The 17,083-nt window shown below is 53.5% G+C and carries 15 protein-coding genes and 2 pseudogenes; 13 read left to right on the top strand and 4 right to left on the bottom strand.

The features are described 5' to 3' along the window. Nucleotides 1-8: 8 nt before the first annotated feature. The 7 genes from LU633_RS24885 to uvrD all read left to right on the top strand — a co-directional run bounded on the left by LU633_RS24885 (nt 9) and on the right by uvrD (nt 8,334). Nucleotides 9-2,564 carry a class I adenylate cyclase gene (locus LU633_RS24885; RefSeq protein WP_016192331.1) on the top strand — a complete coding sequence of 852 codons (2,556 nt, stop codon included), beginning with the start codon at nt 9-11 and terminating at the stop codon, nt 2,562-2,564. 164 nt (nt 2,565-2,728) lie between these two features. Continuing rightward, nucleotides 2,729-2,941, top strand: a complete 213-nt coding sequence (lptM, locus tag LU633_RS24880; protein ID WP_016192330.1) for an LPS translocon maturation chaperone LptM — start codon at nt 2,729-2,731, stop codon at nt 2,939-2,941. Nucleotides 2,942-2,967: 26 nt separating this feature from the next. Further along, nucleotides 2,968-3,792, top strand: coding sequence for a diaminopimelate epimerase (gene dapF, locus LU633_RS24875; protein WP_016192329.1), 825 nt, complete (start codon nt 2,968-2,970; stop codon nt 3,790-3,792). After that, entirely contained in the window at nt 3,789-4,493 is a 705-nt protein-coding gene (locus LU633_RS24870) for a DUF484 domain-containing protein (RefSeq protein ID WP_016192328.1), read from the top strand. The genes dapF and LU633_RS24870 overlap by 4 nt, the downstream gene beginning before the upstream one ends. Beyond that, nucleotides 4,490-5,398, top strand: coding sequence for a tyrosine recombinase XerC (gene xerC, locus LU633_RS24865; protein WP_016192327.1), 909 nt, complete (start codon nt 4,490-4,492; stop codon nt 5,396-5,398). Before LU633_RS24870 ends, xerC begins: the two co-directional genes overlap by 4 nt. Then, a complete protein-coding gene (gene yigB / locus LU633_RS24860) occupies nt 5,398-6,114 on the top strand; it encodes a 5-amino-6-(5-phospho-D-ribitylamino)uracil phosphatase YigB (RefSeq protein WP_016192326.1) in 717 nt (238 codons plus the stop codon). Before xerC ends, yigB begins: the two co-directional genes overlap by 1 nt. 57 nt (nt 6,115-6,171) lie before the next feature. Then, complete coding sequence (uvrD, locus tag LU633_RS24855) at nt 6,172-8,334, top strand: DNA helicase II (RefSeq protein ID WP_016192325.1); 2,163 nt, start codon at nt 6,172-6,174, stop codon at nt 8,332-8,334. 287 nt (nt 8,335-8,621) lie between these two features. Here uvrD and LU633_RS24850 read toward each other — a convergent pair whose 3' ends face one another. Continuing rightward, a complete protein-coding gene (locus tag LU633_RS24850) occupies nt 8,622-9,095 on the bottom strand; it encodes a WbuC family cupin fold metalloprotein (protein ID WP_016192324.1) in 474 nt (157 codons plus the stop codon). A gap of 58 nt (nt 9,096-9,153) precedes the next feature. On the opposite strand from LU633_RS24850, the gene ysgD reads away from it, so the two are divergent. Together ysgD and corA are read left to right on the top strand one after the other, a co-directional pair. Continuing rightward, nucleotides 9,154-9,240 carry a YsgD/CorL family protein gene (gene ysgD, locus LU633_RS26395; protein ID WP_407647050.1) on the top strand — a complete coding sequence of 29 codons (87 nt, stop codon included), beginning with the start codon at nt 9,154-9,156 and terminating at the stop codon, nt 9,238-9,240. A 129-nt stretch (nt 9,241-9,369) separates the two neighbouring features. Continuing rightward, nucleotides 9,370-10,323, top strand: a complete 954-nt coding sequence (corA, locus tag LU633_RS24845; protein ID WP_016192323.1) for a magnesium/cobalt transporter CorA — start codon at nt 9,370-9,372, stop codon at nt 10,321-10,323. Here corA and rarD read toward each other — a convergent pair. Then, a complete protein-coding gene (gene rarD / locus LU633_RS24840; protein WP_016192322.1) occupies nt 10,318-11,220 on the bottom strand; it encodes an EamA family transporter RarD in 903 nt (300 codons plus the stop codon). The two genes, corA and rarD, sit on opposite strands and share 6 nt — an antisense overlap. 29 nt (nt 11,221-11,249) lie before the next feature. After that, nucleotides 11,250-11,727: pseudogene (locus LU633_RS24835) on the bottom strand (thioesterase family protein). 170 nt (nt 11,728-11,897) lie between these two features. Between LU633_RS24835 and pldA the strand changes: the two are divergent. The 3 genes and pseudogenes from pldA (at nt 11,898) to rhtC (ending at nt 15,289) form a co-directional block, all read left to right on the top strand. Beyond that, the gene (gene pldA, locus LU633_RS24830; protein WP_016192320.1) at nt 11,898-12,776 is read left to right on the top strand and encodes a phospholipase A; all 879 of its coding nucleotides are present in this window, start codon (nt 11,898-11,900) and stop codon (nt 12,774-12,776) included. Between the two features lie 54 nt (nt 12,777-12,830). Next, entirely contained in the window at nt 12,831-14,654 is a 1,824-nt protein-coding gene (gene recQ / locus LU633_RS24825) for an ATP-dependent DNA helicase RecQ (protein WP_016192319.1), read from the top strand. A gap of 21 nt (nt 14,655-14,675) precedes the next feature. Continuing rightward, a pseudogene (gene rhtC / locus LU633_RS24820) lies at nt 14,676-15,289 on the top strand (threonine export protein RhtC). Between the two features lie 62 nt (nt 15,290-15,351). Here rhtC and rhtB read toward each other — a convergent pair. Next, the gene (gene rhtB / locus LU633_RS24815) at nt 15,352-15,975 is read right to left on the bottom strand and encodes a homoserine/homoserine lactone efflux protein (protein WP_016192316.1); all 624 of its coding nucleotides are present in this window, start codon (nt 15,973-15,975) and stop codon (nt 15,352-15,354) included. A gap of 115 nt (nt 15,976-16,090) precedes the next feature. Between rhtB and pldB the strand changes: the two genes are divergently transcribed. Next, a complete protein-coding gene (gene pldB / locus LU633_RS24810; protein ID WP_016192315.1) occupies nt 16,091-17,083 on the top strand; it encodes a lysophospholipase L2 in 993 nt (330 codons plus the stop codon).

Here is a 17,083-nt window from a genome sequence, read left to right as displayed (position 1 = left end):
GAGAAGTCTTGTACCTCTACATAGAGACACTGAAACAGAGACTGGATGCCATCAACCAGCTGCGCGTAGATCGTGCGCTTGCTGCCATGGTGCCTGCGTTTCAACAGGTTTACAGTCTGCTGCCAACCTTATTGCATTTTCATCATTCACTGATGCCGGGTTATCTTGAAGGTAACGTTCCACATGGCATCAGCTTCTTCACGCCTGATGAAAACCAGACGTTCTGGCTAAATGATTTACTTAAGCAAACGGATTACCGTCCCGCGCGTGCGTCAAAGGGGGAAATGCCAATCACTGGTGTTTACTCCATGGGCAGCACCTCTTCCGTCGGTCAGAATCTCACCTCAGATCTTGATATCTGGGTTTGCCATCAATCATGGCTGGATAATGAAGAACGCCTTTACCTGCATAGGAAATGTACCCTGCTGGAAAAATGGTGTGCCTCAATGGGCGTCGAAGTCAGTTTCTTCCTGATCGATGAAAATCGGTTTCGTCATAATGAAAGCGGTAGCCTCGGCGGTGAGGATTGCGGTTCGACGCAGCATATTCTGTTACTGGATGAGTTTTATCGTACCGCCGTTCGTCTGGCGGGCAAACGCATTTTGTGGAATATGGTGCCCGGCGAGGAAGAAGAGCATTACGACAACTATGTGATGTCGCTCTACCAAAAAGGTGTGCTGACACCCAATGAATGGCTGGATTTAGGTGGGCTGGATACGCTATCAGCCGAAGAATATTTTGGTGCCAGCCTGTGGCAACTTTATAAAAGCATCGACTCGCCTTACAAAGCGGTACTGAAAACATTGCTGCTGGAGGCCTATTCCTGGGAATATCCGCAGACGCGCCTTTTGGCGATGGATATTAAACAGCGCCTGCACGATGGTGAAATTGTATCTTACGGCCTCGATCCTTACTGCATGATGCTGGAAAGGGTGACACATTACCTGACCAGTATTGAAGATACTGCCCGCCTCGATCTGGTCCGCCGTTGCTTCTATCTGAAAGTACGGGAAAAACTGTCGGAGTATTGCGAAGAATCTGGCTGGCGACGTGAAATCCTCACGCAGTTGGTCAAAGAATGGGGCTGGAGCGCGGAACGCGTGGCAATCCTTGACGGGCGGGCAGGTTGGAAAATCGAGCGCGTCAGGGAAGCGCATAATGAGCTGCTCGATGCAATGATGCAAAGTTACCGTAACCTGATACGCTTTGCACGTCGTAACAATCTGAGCGTCAGTGCCAGTCCGCAGGATATTGGGGTACTGACCCGTAAACTGTACGCCGTATTTGAAGCGTTACCCGGTAAGGTGACCCTGGTGAATCCACAGATATCGCCGGACCTGTCTGAACCGAACCTGACTTTTATTCATGTGCCACAGGGCCGTGCCAATCGGGCAGGATGGTATCTTTACAACCAATCCCCTGATATGCAGTCGATTATCAGCCACCAGCCGCTGGAATATAACCGCTATCTTAACAAGCTGGTGGCATGGGCCTGGTTTAACGGGCTGCTGACCAGCAAAACCCGTCTGCATATTAAAGGCAATGAAATCTGCGATCTGGCCCGTTTGCAAGAGCTGGTGGCTGACGTCTCACAGCATTTCCCGCTGCGTTTACCCGCGCCGACGGCAAAAGCGCTTTATAGTCCGTGTGAAATCCGCCATCTGGCGATCATCGTCAATCTGGAGCACGATCCCACCGCCGCTTTCCGTAACCAGGTGGTGCATTTTGACTTTCGCAAGCTGGATGTGTTCAGCTTCGGCCAGCAGCAGGAATGCCTGATTGGCAGCATCGATTTGCTCTACCGTAATTCATGGAATGAAGTCCGCACCCTGCATTTCAGCGGCGAGCAGGCGATGATCGAAGGGCTGAGAACCATTCTGGGTAAAATGCACCAGGATGCGGCACCGCCGGATGCGGTGGAGGTGTTTTGTTACAGTCAGCATCTGCGCGGGCTGATTCGCACCCACGTCCAGCAGCTGGTTTCGGAATGCATTGAGCTTCGCCTCTCCAGTACCCGCCAGGAGCCGGGAAGGTTTAAGGCGGTGCGCGTTGCCGGTCAGACTTGGGGACTGTTCTTTGAGCGGTTGAGTGTGTCTGTGCAGAAGTTAGAGAATGCCGTCGAGTTCTACGGGGCTATCTCCAACAACAAGCTTCACGGATTATCGATAAAGGTGGAAACTGATCACGCGAAGCTGCCTGCGGTGGTAAATGGCTACGCCAGTGAGGGAATTATCCAGTTCTTTTTCGAAGATACGCAGGACGATCACGGTTTTAATATCTACATTCTTGATGAAACCAACAGAGTGGAGATTTATCACCATTGTGAAGGAAGCAAAGAGGAGTTGGTGCGCGATGTCAGCCGCTTTTACTCTTCATCACATGATCGCTTTACCTATGGTTCCAGTTTCACCAATTTTAATCTTCCGCAGTTTTATCAAATCGTGCAGGCTGACGGTCGTTCTCAGGTCATTGCGTTCCGCAGTCAGACGCTGGCGCAGCTTTGCGCCACCCTGCCAGAAAACAATCCTGACACTGATCTCAATCAGCACTACCAGATGCACTGAGCGTCGTGCTGCCTGAGAGGGTTATGCCTGCCCTGCAAGCGGAGCTTATTCATCCTGTCATGCCCAATCACTTTAAGTGGTATAGGTTCATCGCTATGCAATCGCCATTTCCTGTTGCTTTTGGCACTTCACCTGCGATGATAGACAACCAACAGGCATCAATAATGAGCAGAACAAGCATGAACAGAACGATTTACCGGATGGCGCTGTTGCTGGCTGTAACCAGCCTTGCCGGATGTGGACTTAAAGGACCGCTCTATTTCCCTCCGCCGGAACAACCGCAAAAACAAACATCGACTGGCAGTAAATCGTCGGCCACAAAAGCGCAGCAGCCAGCGGCGACGGCCACAGGTTCGGACCACTCAGCGGCTCAGTAATGATAAAGCAGCCTTCGGAGCCAAAAATGCAGTTCTCCAAGATGCACGGTCTGGGCAATGACTTTATGGTGGTTGACGCCGTGACGCAAAACGTCTATTTCTCCCCCGAACTGATCCGCCGCCTCGCGGATCGCCATCTGGGGATCGGTTTTGATCAACTTCTTATCGTCGAACCACCTTACGATCCTGACCTCGATTTTCACTATCGCATTTTTAATGCTGATGGCAGCGAAGTGGCGCAGTGTGGCAATGGTGCGCGATGTTTCGCGCGTTTTGTGCGTCTGAAAGGGTTGACCAACAAAAGTGATATTCACGTCAGCACGCATACGGGGCGTATGGTTCTTAGCGTGACGGAAGATGAGCTGGTGTGCGTCAATATGGGGGAACCCAATTTTGAGCCGCAGCAGGTGCCATTTCGGGCGAACAAAGCTGAAAACCTGTATCTGATGCGTGCGGCTGAACAGACGGTGATGTGCGGCGTGGTCTCAATGGGCAATCCACACTGCGTATTGCAAGTGGATAGCGTGCAAGCCGCCCAGGTTGAAACCCTGGGACCCGTTCTGGAAAGTCATGAGCGTTTTCCGGAGCGGGTGAACGTTGGCTTTATGGAAGTGGTTAGCCGCGAGTATATCCGGCTGCGCGTCTACGAGCGCGGCGCGGGTGAAACCCAGGCCTGCGGTAGCGGAGCCTGTGCCGCCGTTGCGGTGGGAATCCAGCAGGCGCAGCTGGCGGAAAAAGTCCGTGTTGATCTGCCCGGCGGCAGACTGGACATCGCCTGGAAAGGCGCGGGTCAGCCGCTGTACATGACCGGTCCCGCCACGCACGTTTATGACGGATTTATTCATTTATGAAAAATGTCGGAGAACAGCAGGCAAGGGGCATGCTGCTGGACGACAGTGTCGTCAGCGACTATCTGCTGCAAAATCCAGACTTCTTTATTCGTAATGCGCGTCAGGTTGAGCAAATGCAGGTACCGCATCCGGTGCGTGGTACTGTCTCTTTGGTGGAGTGGCAGCTTGGTCGCCAGCGTCATCATATTGCTCAACTTGAAGAAGAGATCACCCTGCTGATGGAGCAGGCCAGCGCCAACCAGCAGCTGTTTGAGCGCTTATTATCCTTGCAGGCTCGTCTGGCTGAGGCTTCCAGCCTGCATGATATGCTGAATCGTTTGCATCGCTGGGCGCGCGAGCTGGGCCTGGCAGGTGCCAATTTGCGGCTGTTCAGCGACAAATGGCGCATTGGTGCCCCCTCGGATTTCACCCAGCTGGCTCTGCCAGGTCAGGCCTTTGAGCCAGTGCGCATTCAGCGTCTGGGCAAAAAGCGCCACTATCTGGGCAACCTCAATGGCCCCGAACTGCTACTGCTGTTGCCCCAGGCCAGAGCGATTGGTTCTGTTGCTCTGTCGCTAATGGGTGAACAGGGGGATCTGGGCGTGCTGATTTTCAGCAGCCGCGACAATCAGCATTATCAGCCCGGCATGGGCACCGTGCTGCTACAGCATCTGTCGCTAATGCTGCCGGAGCTGCTGTTACGTTGGGTTGAGCGCGCATGAGCATTTGCTCTCCTCTCACCTCAGCCGTGCAGGGCTTTCTGCGTTATCTCAGGGTTGAGCGTCAGCTCAGTCCGCTGACGCAGAGCAACTATCAACGCCAGCTTACCGCCTGTGTTCTGCTACTGGATGAGATGAAGCTTTCTGCCTGGGATAAGCTGGATGCGGCCCAGGTTCGCTCGCTGGCTGCCCGCAGCCGCCGTGCCGGATTAAAATCCGCCAGTCTGGCCCTGCGGCTCTCCGCGTTACGCAGCTTTCTTGACTGGCAGATAAGTCAGGGTGCGCTGAAGGCGAACCCGGCCAGAAGCGTTGCCACGCCGCGCGCGCCGCGCCATCTGCCCAAAAATATTGATGTGGATGAGGTCAACCGTCTGCTGGAGATCGATATCAACGATCCTCTTGCGGTGCGCGACAGGGCGATGCTGGAAATCATGTATGGTGCCGGCCTGCGTCTTTCGGAACTGGTCGGCATTGATACCGGGCATCTCGATCTGGCTTCCGGCGAAGTCTGGGTGGTCGGTAAAGGCAGTAAAGAACGCCGCCTGCCAATTGGCCGCACGGCGGTGCAGTGGGTAGAGCACTGGCTGGAAATGCGCGCGCTGTTTGCACCAAAGGACAATGCGGTGTTTCTCTCAAAACAGGGCAAACGCATCTCGCAGCGCAATGTGCAAAAGCGCTTTGCCGAATGGGGAGTAAAGCAGGGGGTTTCCAGCCATATTCATCCCCATAAGTTGCGCCACTCCTTTGCCACTCATTTGCTGGAATCCAGCGGCGATTTACGCGCCGTTCAGGAGCTGCTGGGCCATGCCAGCCTCAGCACCACGCAAATCTATACCCATCTTGATTTCCAACATCTGGCATCGGTTTACGATGCTGCTCATCCCCGTGCGAAACGAGGAAAATCCTGATGCACTTTTACCGCCCGCTGCGGCCCATTGCCGCAATGACGTTTGACCTGGATGACACGTTGTACGACAACCGTACGGTGATTTGCCGTACCACGAAGGAATCCCACACTTTTCTCCAGTCATATCATCCGGCGCTGCGCGATTTCAGCCTGCAACACTATCAGCAATTGCGTGACGGCCTGTGTAAGCAGGAGCCGGAGATTTATCATGACGTCACCGAATGGCGGCGTCGTACGGTTGAACTGGCGATGTTAAATGCGGGTCTCAGCAGCCAGCAGTCTTACGAAGGATCGTACAAGGTGATGGCCCACTTTTCTTACTGGCGAAGCCAGGTTGAGGTGCCGGATGATACGCACAGCACCCTGAACGCCCTTGCAGGGCGTGTCCCTCTGGTTGCGATCACCAATGGTAATGCACAGCCGCATCGGTTCGGCCTGGATAAATACTTCCAGTTTATTTTACGCGCCGGGCCGGATGGCCGTGCCAAGCCTTTTCACGATATGTATCATCTGGCCGCCTCGCGTCTGAAGCTGTCGCCGCAGCAGATTTTGCACATTGGCGATGATCTGACCACGGATGTGGCTGGTTCTGTACGCAGTGGCATGCAGGCCTGCTGGATTAATCTGCACAAAGGTAACCTGATGCACATTGCCGACAGCCGCCTGTTGCCTACACTTGAAATTTCGCGGTTGGCATCGTTAACTGCGCTGGTATAATGTGCTGGTTAAATATCCAGCGGAGTAACATCACTCTCCCATTTATCGACGGTGCCTATGGACGTTTCTGACCTGCTCGACAGCCTGAATGACAAACAGCGCGATGCCGTTGCCGCGCCGCGTAGCAACCTGTTAGTGCTGGCGGGCGCAGGCAGTGGCAAAACTCGCGTACTGGTCCACCGCATCGCCTGGCTGCTGGCGGTGGAGAACTGCTCTCCCTCGTCCATTATGGCGGTGACCTTTACCAACAAGGCCGCGGCTGAAATGCGCCATCGCATCGGTCAGCTGGTTGGCACCAGTCAGGGTGGCATGTGGATTGGCACTTTCCACGGGCTGGCTCATCGCCTGCTGCGTGCGCACCATCTTGATGCTGGTCTGCCGCAGGATTTCCAGATTCTTGATACGGAAGACCAGCTGCGCTTGTTAAAGCGCCTGATAAAAGCGATGAACCTTGATGAGAAACAGTGGCCAGCGCGTCAGGCCATGTGGTACATCGGCGGTAAAAAAGATGAAGGCCTGCGGCCAAAACATATCGAAAGCTACGGCAATCCGGTCGAGCAGATCTGGCTGCGAATTTATCAGGCGTACCAGGAAGCCTGTGACCGCGCCGGGCTGGTGGATTTTGCCGAGCTGCTGCTGCGCGCCCATGAGCTGTGGCTGAATAAACCACATATTCTCAATCATTACCGCGAGCGCTTCAGCAATATTCTGGTGGACGAATTCCAGGACACCAACAACATCCAGTACGCATGGATTCGGCTGCTGGCTGGCGAAACGGGCAACGTGATTATTGTTGGCGATGATGACCAGTCGATTTATGGCTGGCGCGGTGCGCAGGTGGAAAACATTCAGCGCTTTCTCAATGATTTCAACGGCGCGCAGACCATCCGTCTTGAGCAGAACTACCGCTCGACCAATAACATTCTTAAGGCCGCTAACGCCTTGATCTCGAATAACAACGGACGACTGGGCAAAGAGCTGTGGACCGATGGCAGCGACGGCGAGCCGATTGCTCTCTATTGCGCGTTTAACGAGCTGGATGAAGCGCGTTTCGTGGTTAACCGCATCAAAGTGTGGATGGAAAACGGCGGCGCGCTGAATGATTGCGCCATCCTTTATCGCAGTAACGCTCAGTCGCGTGTGCTGGAGGAGGCACTGCTGCAAACCAGCATGCCTTATCGCATCTACGGCGGAATGCGCTTCTTTGAACGCCAGGAAATCAAAGACGCGTTGGCTTACTTGCGGCTGATTGCTAACCGCAATGACGATGCCGCCTTCGAGCGGGTGGTTAATACGCCCGTGCGGGGTATTGGTGATCGCACTCTGGACGTGGTGCGCCAGACGGCGCGTGAGCGTAAGTTAACGCTATGGCAAACCGCGCGCGCCTTGCTACAGGAGAAAGTGCTGGCTGGCCGTGCCGCCGCGGCACTGCAACGTTTCACTGAACTGGTGGATTCTCTTGCATATGAAACCAGCGAGCTGCCGCTGCACGTGCAAACCGATCGGGTGATCAAGGATTCCGGCCTGTGGCTGATGTATGAGCAGGAGAAAGGCGAAAAAGGTCAGGCCCGCATCGAAAACCTTGAGGAGCTGGTTAACGCCACGCGGCAGTATAGCTATCAGGACGAAGACGAAGATTTAATGCCGCTGCAGGCGTTTCTGTCCCATGCCGCGCTGGAGGCGGGGGAAGGTCAGGCGGATAAATGGCAGGACGCGGTGCAGCTGATGACGCTGCACTCGGCGAAAGGCCTTGAATTTATGCAGGTGTTTATCGTTGGTATGGAAGAGGGCATGTTCCCAAGCCAGATGTCGCTGGAAGAAGGCGACAGGCTGGAAGAAGAGCGCCGTCTCGCCTATGTCGGCGTCACTCGTGCGATGCAAAAACTGACCCTGACCTATGCTGAAACCCGCCGCCTGTACGGTAAAGAGGTGTATCACCGTCCGTCGCGCTTTGTTGGGGAACTGCCGGAAGAATGCGTGGAAGAAGTACGCCTGCGGGCCAGCATCAGCCGCCCGGTCAGCCATCAGCGCATGGGTACCCCCATTGCGAAGAACGACAGCGGCTTTTCGCTGGGCCAGCGTGTGCGCCATTCCTCATTTGGTGAGGGTACCATTGTTAATCTGGAAGGCAGCGGCGAACACAGCCGTTTGCAGGTGGCTTTTCAGAGGCAGGGGATTAAATGGCTGGTGGCTGCCTATGCGAAGCTGGAAGCGGTCTGAGTCATGATGCTGGCGACATCCTGTGCGATTGACGTTCTGTGCCTCATGCCGGGTGCCTGATTGCATAGCCAGACTTAACCGTGGCAGTGCAGGTGAGATGGCTTAACATGATGTGACGCGAGAGCGGCGTCAGCCTGGTCTGTCCACCCGCGAAGGCGACAAAGCATGGCGAGCAGTGCTCTCAGTGTTTCGGTTTGTTCTGCCAGGTTACCGACGACGCGCTGATTAATGCGGTGAGCGCAAACGGTAAATGTGAGCGCCGCGCGTCGGTAACCTGGCCAGTAAAATTATTTCAGGTAGCGATCACCCGGCTGTGCGCGTGCGTACCACGCTATCACTTCCGCCGTTCCGGCTCCGTCCTCTGGCGGTGCCCAGTGCATGCAGTCCTCTTCCGTCAGCGCCTGGTAAGGGCCATGCTTCACTTCAAAAATCACCCCGCCTTTATCCAGTGAAAGCACCGCGTGCCAGGTAAATGCTGGCATTTCCTGTAGTACCACCTCTTCGCCCAGCACGGTGCGATCGGTCACTTCACCCGCATCATTAAACTGCAACACCACAAAGCGCCCTTTCAGCGGGGTTAACAGTTCCCAGGTTTGTGGATGGCGGTGCGGACGGATATATGTGTCTGGCTCCATCGCAATAGCCAGACGTTGTACGGGATCGCTAAGTTCTTCGTGCAGGGTGCGGTGCGAACGCAAACGCGGCACGCTGCCTGCCTGCTGGCTCATGCTGTTTAGGTCGGATTGGGAAATATGTTTCATTCTGATCCTTATTAACCGGGGTTGTTATTGACGCCATTTTCGGCACAGCGTAACATGCGTGCACCATTACCCTAAGAGGACATTTGCCTTGGGCACACCCAGTAGATGCTGGCTCACAGACCTGGAAAACAGGTATAACTCCTAAGGCTATCCTCTTCTGCTGATAGCCTTCGTGGTTGTTGGCGACATCAATTTTTGTCGCTCTGAGTCAGATCGACCGAATCCTCCGTGTTCAGGCGCGAGTCCCGTGTTATTGCGATTTGGGAGTAGAGCCATGTTGAGCGCATTCAAACTTGATCACAGCCGTCTGGCCCGCCTTGAACTGGATGAACCTGCCGATGAACTGGTTAGTTCGGTTTGGGTTGATTTGATCGAACCAGAGGAAAACGAGCGCGAGCGCGTTCAGAGAGAGCTGGGCCAGAGCCTGGCAACCCGTCCTGAGCTGGAAGATATCGAAGCCTCTGCCCGCTTTTTCGAAGACGAAGATGGACTGCATATTCACTCTTTCTTCTTCTATGAAGATGCTGATGATCATGCCGGAAATTCAACGGTCGCTTTCACCATTCGTGAGGGGCGTCTTTATACGCTGCGCGAGCGTGAACTGCCCGCTTTTCGTCTGTACCGGATGCGTGCGCGTAACCAGACGCTGATCGACGGTAATGCCTGGGAGCTGCTGCTGGATCTGTTTGAAACAAAAATTGAACAGATGGCCGATGAAATCGAAAACATTTACAGCGATCTGGAAAAACTTAGCCGGGTGATTATGGAAGGGCAACAGGGCGATGAGTTCGACGCCGCCTTATCGACGCTCGCAGAGCTGGAAGATATCGGTTGGAAAGTGCGTCTGTGCCTGATGGATACCCAGCGGGCGCTGAATTTCCTGGTGCGTAAGGCCCGACTGCCGGCTAATCAGCTGGAGCAGGCGCGGGAAATTCTACGCGACATTGAATCCCTTTTACCGCATAACGAATCGCTGTTCCAGAAAGTGAACTTCCTGATGCAGGCGGCGATGGGCTTTATCAATATTGAGCAGAACCGCATTATCAAAATCTTCTCGGTGGTTTCAGTGGTGTTCCTGCCCCCCACGCTGGTGGCGTCAAGCTATGGCATGAACTTCGAGTTTATGCCTGAGCTGAAGTGGAGTTTTGGCTACCCCGGTGCCATTGGGCTGATGATCCTTGCAGGCCTGGCACCTTACGCCTACTTCAAGCGTAAAAACTGGCTATAAGCTTGGCTGACGCCTGCTTCGCCGCAGCGTGTAAAGGGCATCAAAAATAAACAAGGCCAGCGCTGCCCAGGTAAAACTGAACGTCATCGCTTTATCTGAAGTCATCTGTTCACCGTAGAACACCACTGCCAGCAGAAACATTAACGTTGGGCCGAGGTATTGAAAGAACCCCACGGTGGATAAACGCAGCCGTGCGCAGGCAGCGGTAAAGAACATCAGCGGAATGGTTGTTATAATGCCTGCCGCGAACAGCAACAAGTTGAGCGACAAAGGATTCTGGCTGAGATGACTGGTGCTGCTGTCGGCAATTCCAAACAGATAAATCGCCGCAGCGGGCAGTAGCCAGCTTGTCTCAATCAGCATTCCGGTTTTGGCATCCACACCAATTTTCTTGCGCAGCAAACCATATATGGAAAAGGTGATGGCCAGTGCCAGCGCGATAATGGGTACGGAACCAAACTTCCAGAGCTGCACCAACACGCCGCAGGTTGCCAGTGCAACAGCAAGCCATTGTAATCGGCGAAAACGTTCGCCCAGAACGACCATGCCCACCACCATGTTAAACAGAGGATTAATAAAGTAGCCCAGACTGGCCTCCAGCATGTGATGGTTATTGACTGCCCAGATAAAAATCAGCCAGTTAGTACAGATCACCGTAGCGGAAACCGCCAGTAATAAGACTTTTTTGGGTTGTCGGATAACAAGCCTCACCTGTGGCCAGTTGCGGGTCAGGCAGACCAGAATCAGCATAAAGAAAAATGACCAGATCACCCGGTGAGTCATGATCTCCCCGGCGTTGACCTGCTGGATAAGTTTAAAATAGGTGGGCGCGATGCCCCAGATCACATAGGCAGCCAAAGCAAAAAATATACCCTGTCGCGTTTGTTGTGCATCCATGAAACGTCTTTCCTTACATCAGTGATTAATCAGCCGACCAGACAGGTGACCGTCGTGCTGGCGAGGTGGGCATTGGCATCATTATGCAGTTCCACTCTTGCCACAGCGACTTTATTACCGCCACGCAGCAGGCTGCTTGTGGTGATGAACCGTTCTCCACGTCCTGGACGAAGATGATCAACGCGCAGGTCGATGGTGTCCATCCGTGACAGGCGATGGCGCAACCCATCTTCGGTTATCTCCGCCTGACGCAGTAGCGCTCTGTTGACACAAACCAGCCCGGCCGCCACATCCAGCACCGAGACGATAACGCCACCATGAAGAATGTGCTGCGCGGCATTGGCGACCATCTGCCGCTGGTGGGTAAAGGAGAGCCGGGCGGGCGCTATCGGGCGTCAGCTTTTCCAGTTTCAGGCCGGGCATGTTGTTAAATGGCATGTCATTAACAAAAATCTCACCAACCAGGCGTTGTATCCTGTCCTGGTTCAGGGGAATGTCATGGGGCATAGGGTTCCTTATGCGGCGAAATTCGCATGGTTGCATGCAATCAGGCCGCTATCTTATGCGCATAGAGATGCTGTTTCCACATTGTAAAAGCATCGCTAATGCCGTTTTATTTTTGAGTGTAGAATGGCGAGCTTTTTACACGCAACACCATTTCTTCTCTGGAGAATTTTATGTCAATGCTGAAAGGATTGCTGGTTGCAGCACTCCTGTTGCCCACATTGGTTCTGGCGCAAGAAGCTACAGTTATCCAGGTTCATGACCAGCCTGCGGTGCGTGGCAGTATTATTGCCAATCTGTTAGAAAACCATGATAACCCGTTTGTTCTGTACCCTTATGAAAGCAACTACATCCTGTATACCGACACCGATAATATTAATAAAAAAGTCATACAGAGCTACAACTGGTCCGATAAGGCAAAACATGATGAAGTTAAATTTCAGTTAAGCCTGGCATTCCCATTGTGGCGTGGCATCCTGGGTGATAATTCCATCCTCGCTGCGTCCTATACGCAGGACTCCTGGTGGCAACTTTCGAACCGGGGTGGCTCTTCTCCTTTTCGTGAAATCGACTATCAGCCACAAATTTTCCTTGGTTGGGCAACGGATTACAGCTTTGCAGGCTGGACGCTACGGGATGTGGAAATGGGCCTCAACCATCAGTCCAATGGACGGTCGGAGCCTACTTCGCGCAGCTGGAACCGTGTCTATGCCCGATTTATGGTACAAAACGGCAACTGGCTGGTTGAAGTCAAGCCCTGGTACCGCCTGCCTGAAAACGAAAATAATGATGATAACCCTGATATCACCAAATACATGGGATACTATCGGCTGATCGTTGGCTATCAAATAGGTGAAAGCATTTTTAGCCTGCAGGGTAGCTACAACTGGAACAGCGGTTACGGTGGTGGGCAGCTGGGCTGGAGCTATCCAGTTAGCGAACACGTTCGCTTCTATACGCAGCTATTTAGTGGCTATGGCGAGTCGCTCATTGACTATAATCACCGCCAGACCCGGCTCGGTATTGGCATAATGCTGAATGACCTGTTTTAATGCTTTTCTGGCGGCTGAATTCCTCAGTCCGCCATCGATGGATTTGGGGAAGATGTGTCTACGGCTGTTGTGATTGATCGGGAAACACTGGTAGAAAAGGTTTTGCAGGAAACCTTCGGCTACCAGCAATTCCGTCCGGGCCAGCAAACCATTATTCAGGCTTCGCTGGAAGGACGCGATTGCCTGGTAGTGATGCCAACCGGTGGTGGCAAATCGCTTTGCTATCAGATCCCTGCACTGGCGCGGGATGGGCTGACGTTGGTGGTATCACCACTGATCTCACTGATGAAGGATCAGGTCGATCAGTTACTGGCCAACGGTGTTTCTGCCGCTTGCCTGAACTCCACTCAGACGCGGGAAGAACAGCAGGGCGTGATGGCTTGTTGCCGTACTGGCAGGATTAAATTGTTATACATCGCACCTGAACGACTAATGATGGATAACTTTCTCGATAGCCTGCTGCACTGGAATCTGGTCATGCTGGCGGTGGATGAAGCACACTGCATCTCTCAATGGGGCCATGATTTCCGCCCGGAATACGGCGCACTTGGGCAGCTACGCCAGCGTCTTCCCTATGTGCCCGTAATGGCGCTGACCGCCACGGCCGATGAAACCACCCGCAATGATATTGTTCGCCTGCTGCAACTGCACGATCCCTTAATTCAAATCAGCAGCTTTGACCGCCCCAATATCCGTTACACGCTGGTAGAAAAATTCAAGCCTACCGAGCAGCTGCTTCGCTATGTGCAGGACCAGCGGGGCAAGTGCGGCATTATTTACTGCAACAGCCGCGCGAAAGTAGAGGATACCGCCGCACGTCTGCAAAGCCGTGGCCTCAGCGTAGGGGCTTACCATGCCGGAATGGATAATGTGCATCGTGCTCAGGTGCAGGAAGCCTTTCAGCGTGATGATTTGCAAATCGTGGTGGCGACGGTGGCCTTTGGTATGGGGATTAACAAACCAAACGTGCGCTTTGTGGTGCATTTTGATATTCCGCGCAATATTGAATCCTATTATCAGGAAACCGGCCGTGCCGGGCGCGATGGCCTGCCTGCTGAAGCAATGATGCTTTACGATCCGGCCGATATGGCCTGGCTGCGCCGCTGTCTGGAAGAAAAACCCGGGCCGCTGCAACAAATTGAAAGCCACAAGCTGAATGCGATGGGCGCATTCGCGGAAGCGCAAACCTGTCGCCGTTTGGTGCTGCTGAATTATTTTGGCGAAGGCCGTCAGCTTGCCTGCGGCAACTGTGATATTTGTCTTGACCCGCCACGCCGTTATGACGGCCTGGTGGAAGCACAAAAAGCGCTGTCGAGTATCTATCGTGTCGGGCAGCGTTTTGGCATGGGCTATATTGTTGAGATTTTACGTGGGGCCAATAGCCAGCGTATCCGTGATATGCAGCATGACAAGTTACCGGTTTATGGTATTGGTCGCGATCAAAGCCACGAACACTGGATCAGCGTGCTGCGCCAGCTGATCCACTTAGGTCTGGTTACACAGAATATTTCTATGCACTCTGCGTTACAGTTGACTGAAGCAGCGCGTCCGGTGTTGCGGGGCGAAACGCCGCTAATGTTGGCTGTGCCGCGTATGGTCAGCGCCCGACCGCGTTATAACAGTCAAAAATCCTTTGGTGGCAACTATGATCGCAAACTGTTTGCCCGATTGCGCAAGCTGCGTAAAGCCATTGCTGATGAGGAAAACATTCCGCCTTATGTTGTGTTTAACGATGCCACTTTGATTGAAATGGCAGAACAAATGCCCCTTACTGCATCAGAAATGTTGAGCATTAATGGCGTGGGGCAGCGCAAGCTGGAGCGTTTTGGCAAACCTTTTATGCTGGTTATCCGTGAGCATGTGGATGCTGAGGATTAGTTTTAATTTCAAGGAGCCAATATGTTAATGCTTTTTCTTACCGTTGCACTGGTTCATTTTGTTGCACTGATGAGTCCCGGACCGGATTTTTTCTTCGTTTCACAAACGGCGGCAAGCTGCTCTCGTAAAGGCGCTATGTTGGGGGTACTGGGCATTACTATGGGTGTGCTGGTCTGGCCTGGTGTGGCGCTGCTGGGCCTGAATCTGATTCTGCAAAAGATGGCATGGTTGCATCAGATCATCATTGTGGCGGGCGGGCTGTATTTATTGTGGATGAGCTGGCAACTGTTGCGTTCTGCTCGTTAGCGTCACAGAAATTCGCCTTTGTCACCGGAAGACGCTGCCGTGAATTCTTACGCTGGGCGCAGCTTTTCTCGTGGCCTTTTGACCAATCTGGCTAATCCAAAAGCGGTGGTTTACTTTGGCAGTGTGTTTTCACTCTTTGTAGGGGAAGACGTTGGCGCTGCACAGCGTTGGGGGCTGTTTTTGTTGATCGTGATGGAAACGCTGGCCTGGTTCTCACTGGTCTCCTGGCTGCGATGCGCCGGGGTTATCAGCGTATGGCAAAATGGATTGATGGCCTGGCAGGCGTGTTGTTTGCCGGATTTGGTATTCACTTAATCCTGTCGCGGTAATCTCAGGGCAGGTGTATGAACTAAGCATAATCCTGAGCGCTTCAGGATTATGCGCCAGGTGTTCAGGCAATGCGTCTGGCCGAAGCCAGCAGTGCGCCCACCGCCATAAACATGCCGCCAAAAATCCGATTGAGCAATTTCATCTGGCGTGGTCCTTTAATCCAGCCCGCAATGCGCGTAGCTAATGTTGCATAGCCAATCATCACCACTATATCCACCGCCACCGTCGTGGTGCCCAGTACCAGATATTGCATAGTCTGAGGCTGGTGCGGAATGACAAACTGTGGGAATAGTGCAGCAAGAAAAACAATGCTTTTGGGATTGGTCAGGTTAACCAGCACCGCCCGCTTGAACAGCCGACGACGAGGCATGGCTTTTGCCACTGCCTGCAAGTCGATAGCGCCGCTGGTTCGCCACTGTTGGATTCCCAGCCAGACCAGATAAGCGGCACCTGCCCATTTAAGAATTTCAAAGGCGAGGATTGACTGTGAGAACAGCGCACCAAGGCCAATTCCTACCAGCACAATATGGGCTGCAAGACCCACCTGCAAACCTGATATGGACGCAACCGCGCCGTGATAGCCGTGGCTGATGCCGGTGCTCATGGTGTTGATGGCGCCGGAGCCGGGCGAAAGACTTAAAATGCTGGTGGTCAAAAGGTAGGTCAGCCACCATTCGATGGTCATGGGTAACGCTCCCTGAACAGGCAGAAGTGTGACACAATACGCCATTGTGGACGGTTGCGCTACGGCGCTGACAGGGCGGTGAAGCCGCGGCGCTCAGGTCGGAGACAAAAAGCCAATGGAAAAGCACAACAGCGGCTGGAGTACGCGGGAAAAGGCCTTTGCGGCATTCGCCAGCGGTCCGCTGCTGGATTTCTGGCGACAGCGGGAAGAAGATGAATTTATCGGCCTGGGTAACGTGGTTATCCGCTACGCCCGTTTCATCTCACCGCAACATGACAAGGTTATTATGCTTTGCCCCGGGCGAGTGGAAAGCTATGTGAAGTACCCTGAACTGGCCTGGGACCTCTTTCACGGCGGCTATGATGTTGTGATTATCGATCACCGTGGACAGGGGCGATCCGAACGCTGGTTACAGGATCATCATCGGGGGCACGTTGAATCATTTAGCGATTACGTTGACGATCTGGAAACGCTTTATCATAAAGCAATCGCTAACCGGCCATATCGTCGTTGCTTTGCACTCGCTCATTCAATGGGGGGCGCGGTTCTGACACTGTTGCTGGCAAGATTATCTGGCGCATTTGATGCCGCGGTGCTGTCATCCCCTATGTTTGGTATTTTACTGCCTGTGCCGCCCTGGCTGGCAGAACGCATTCTGGACTGGGTGGATAAACGCCCTGCGTTGCGCGAAGGCTATGCGATCGGTACTGGAAAGTGGCAGTCGCGCCCCTTCAGTATTAATCAGCTAACGCACAGCCGGGAGCGTTACCGACGTAATTTACGATTTTACGCCGATGACCCCGGACTGCGGGTTGGGGGACCGACCTGGCGTTGGCTTCGGGAAAGCGTTCTGGCGGGAAAACGTATTTTACGTCTCGCAAAAGAGATTTCCACACCGCTGCTGCTCTTTCAGGCTGGCGCGGAGAACGTTGTGAACAATCACGCTCAGGATTTATTTTGCCAGATGATGACCGCAGCCGGGCAGCCCTGTGAAGGGGGAAAACCGACGGTTATCCCCGGTGCACGTCATGAGATCTTATTTGAAAAAGACAGCATGAGTACCGAAGCAATCGAAGCTATTTTGGCTTTTTTTGATCGGCATTCCTGA

Origin of the sequence: Erwinia tracheiphila (assembly GCF_021365465.1) — a bacterium.
In the GTDB taxonomy this organism is placed as follows: Bacteria; Pseudomonadota; Gammaproteobacteria; order Enterobacterales; family Enterobacteriaceae; genus Erwinia; species Erwinia tracheiphila.
The sequence above is the reverse complement of the archived record's forward strand: the minus strand, read 5'-3'. Positions and strand labels throughout refer to the sequence as shown.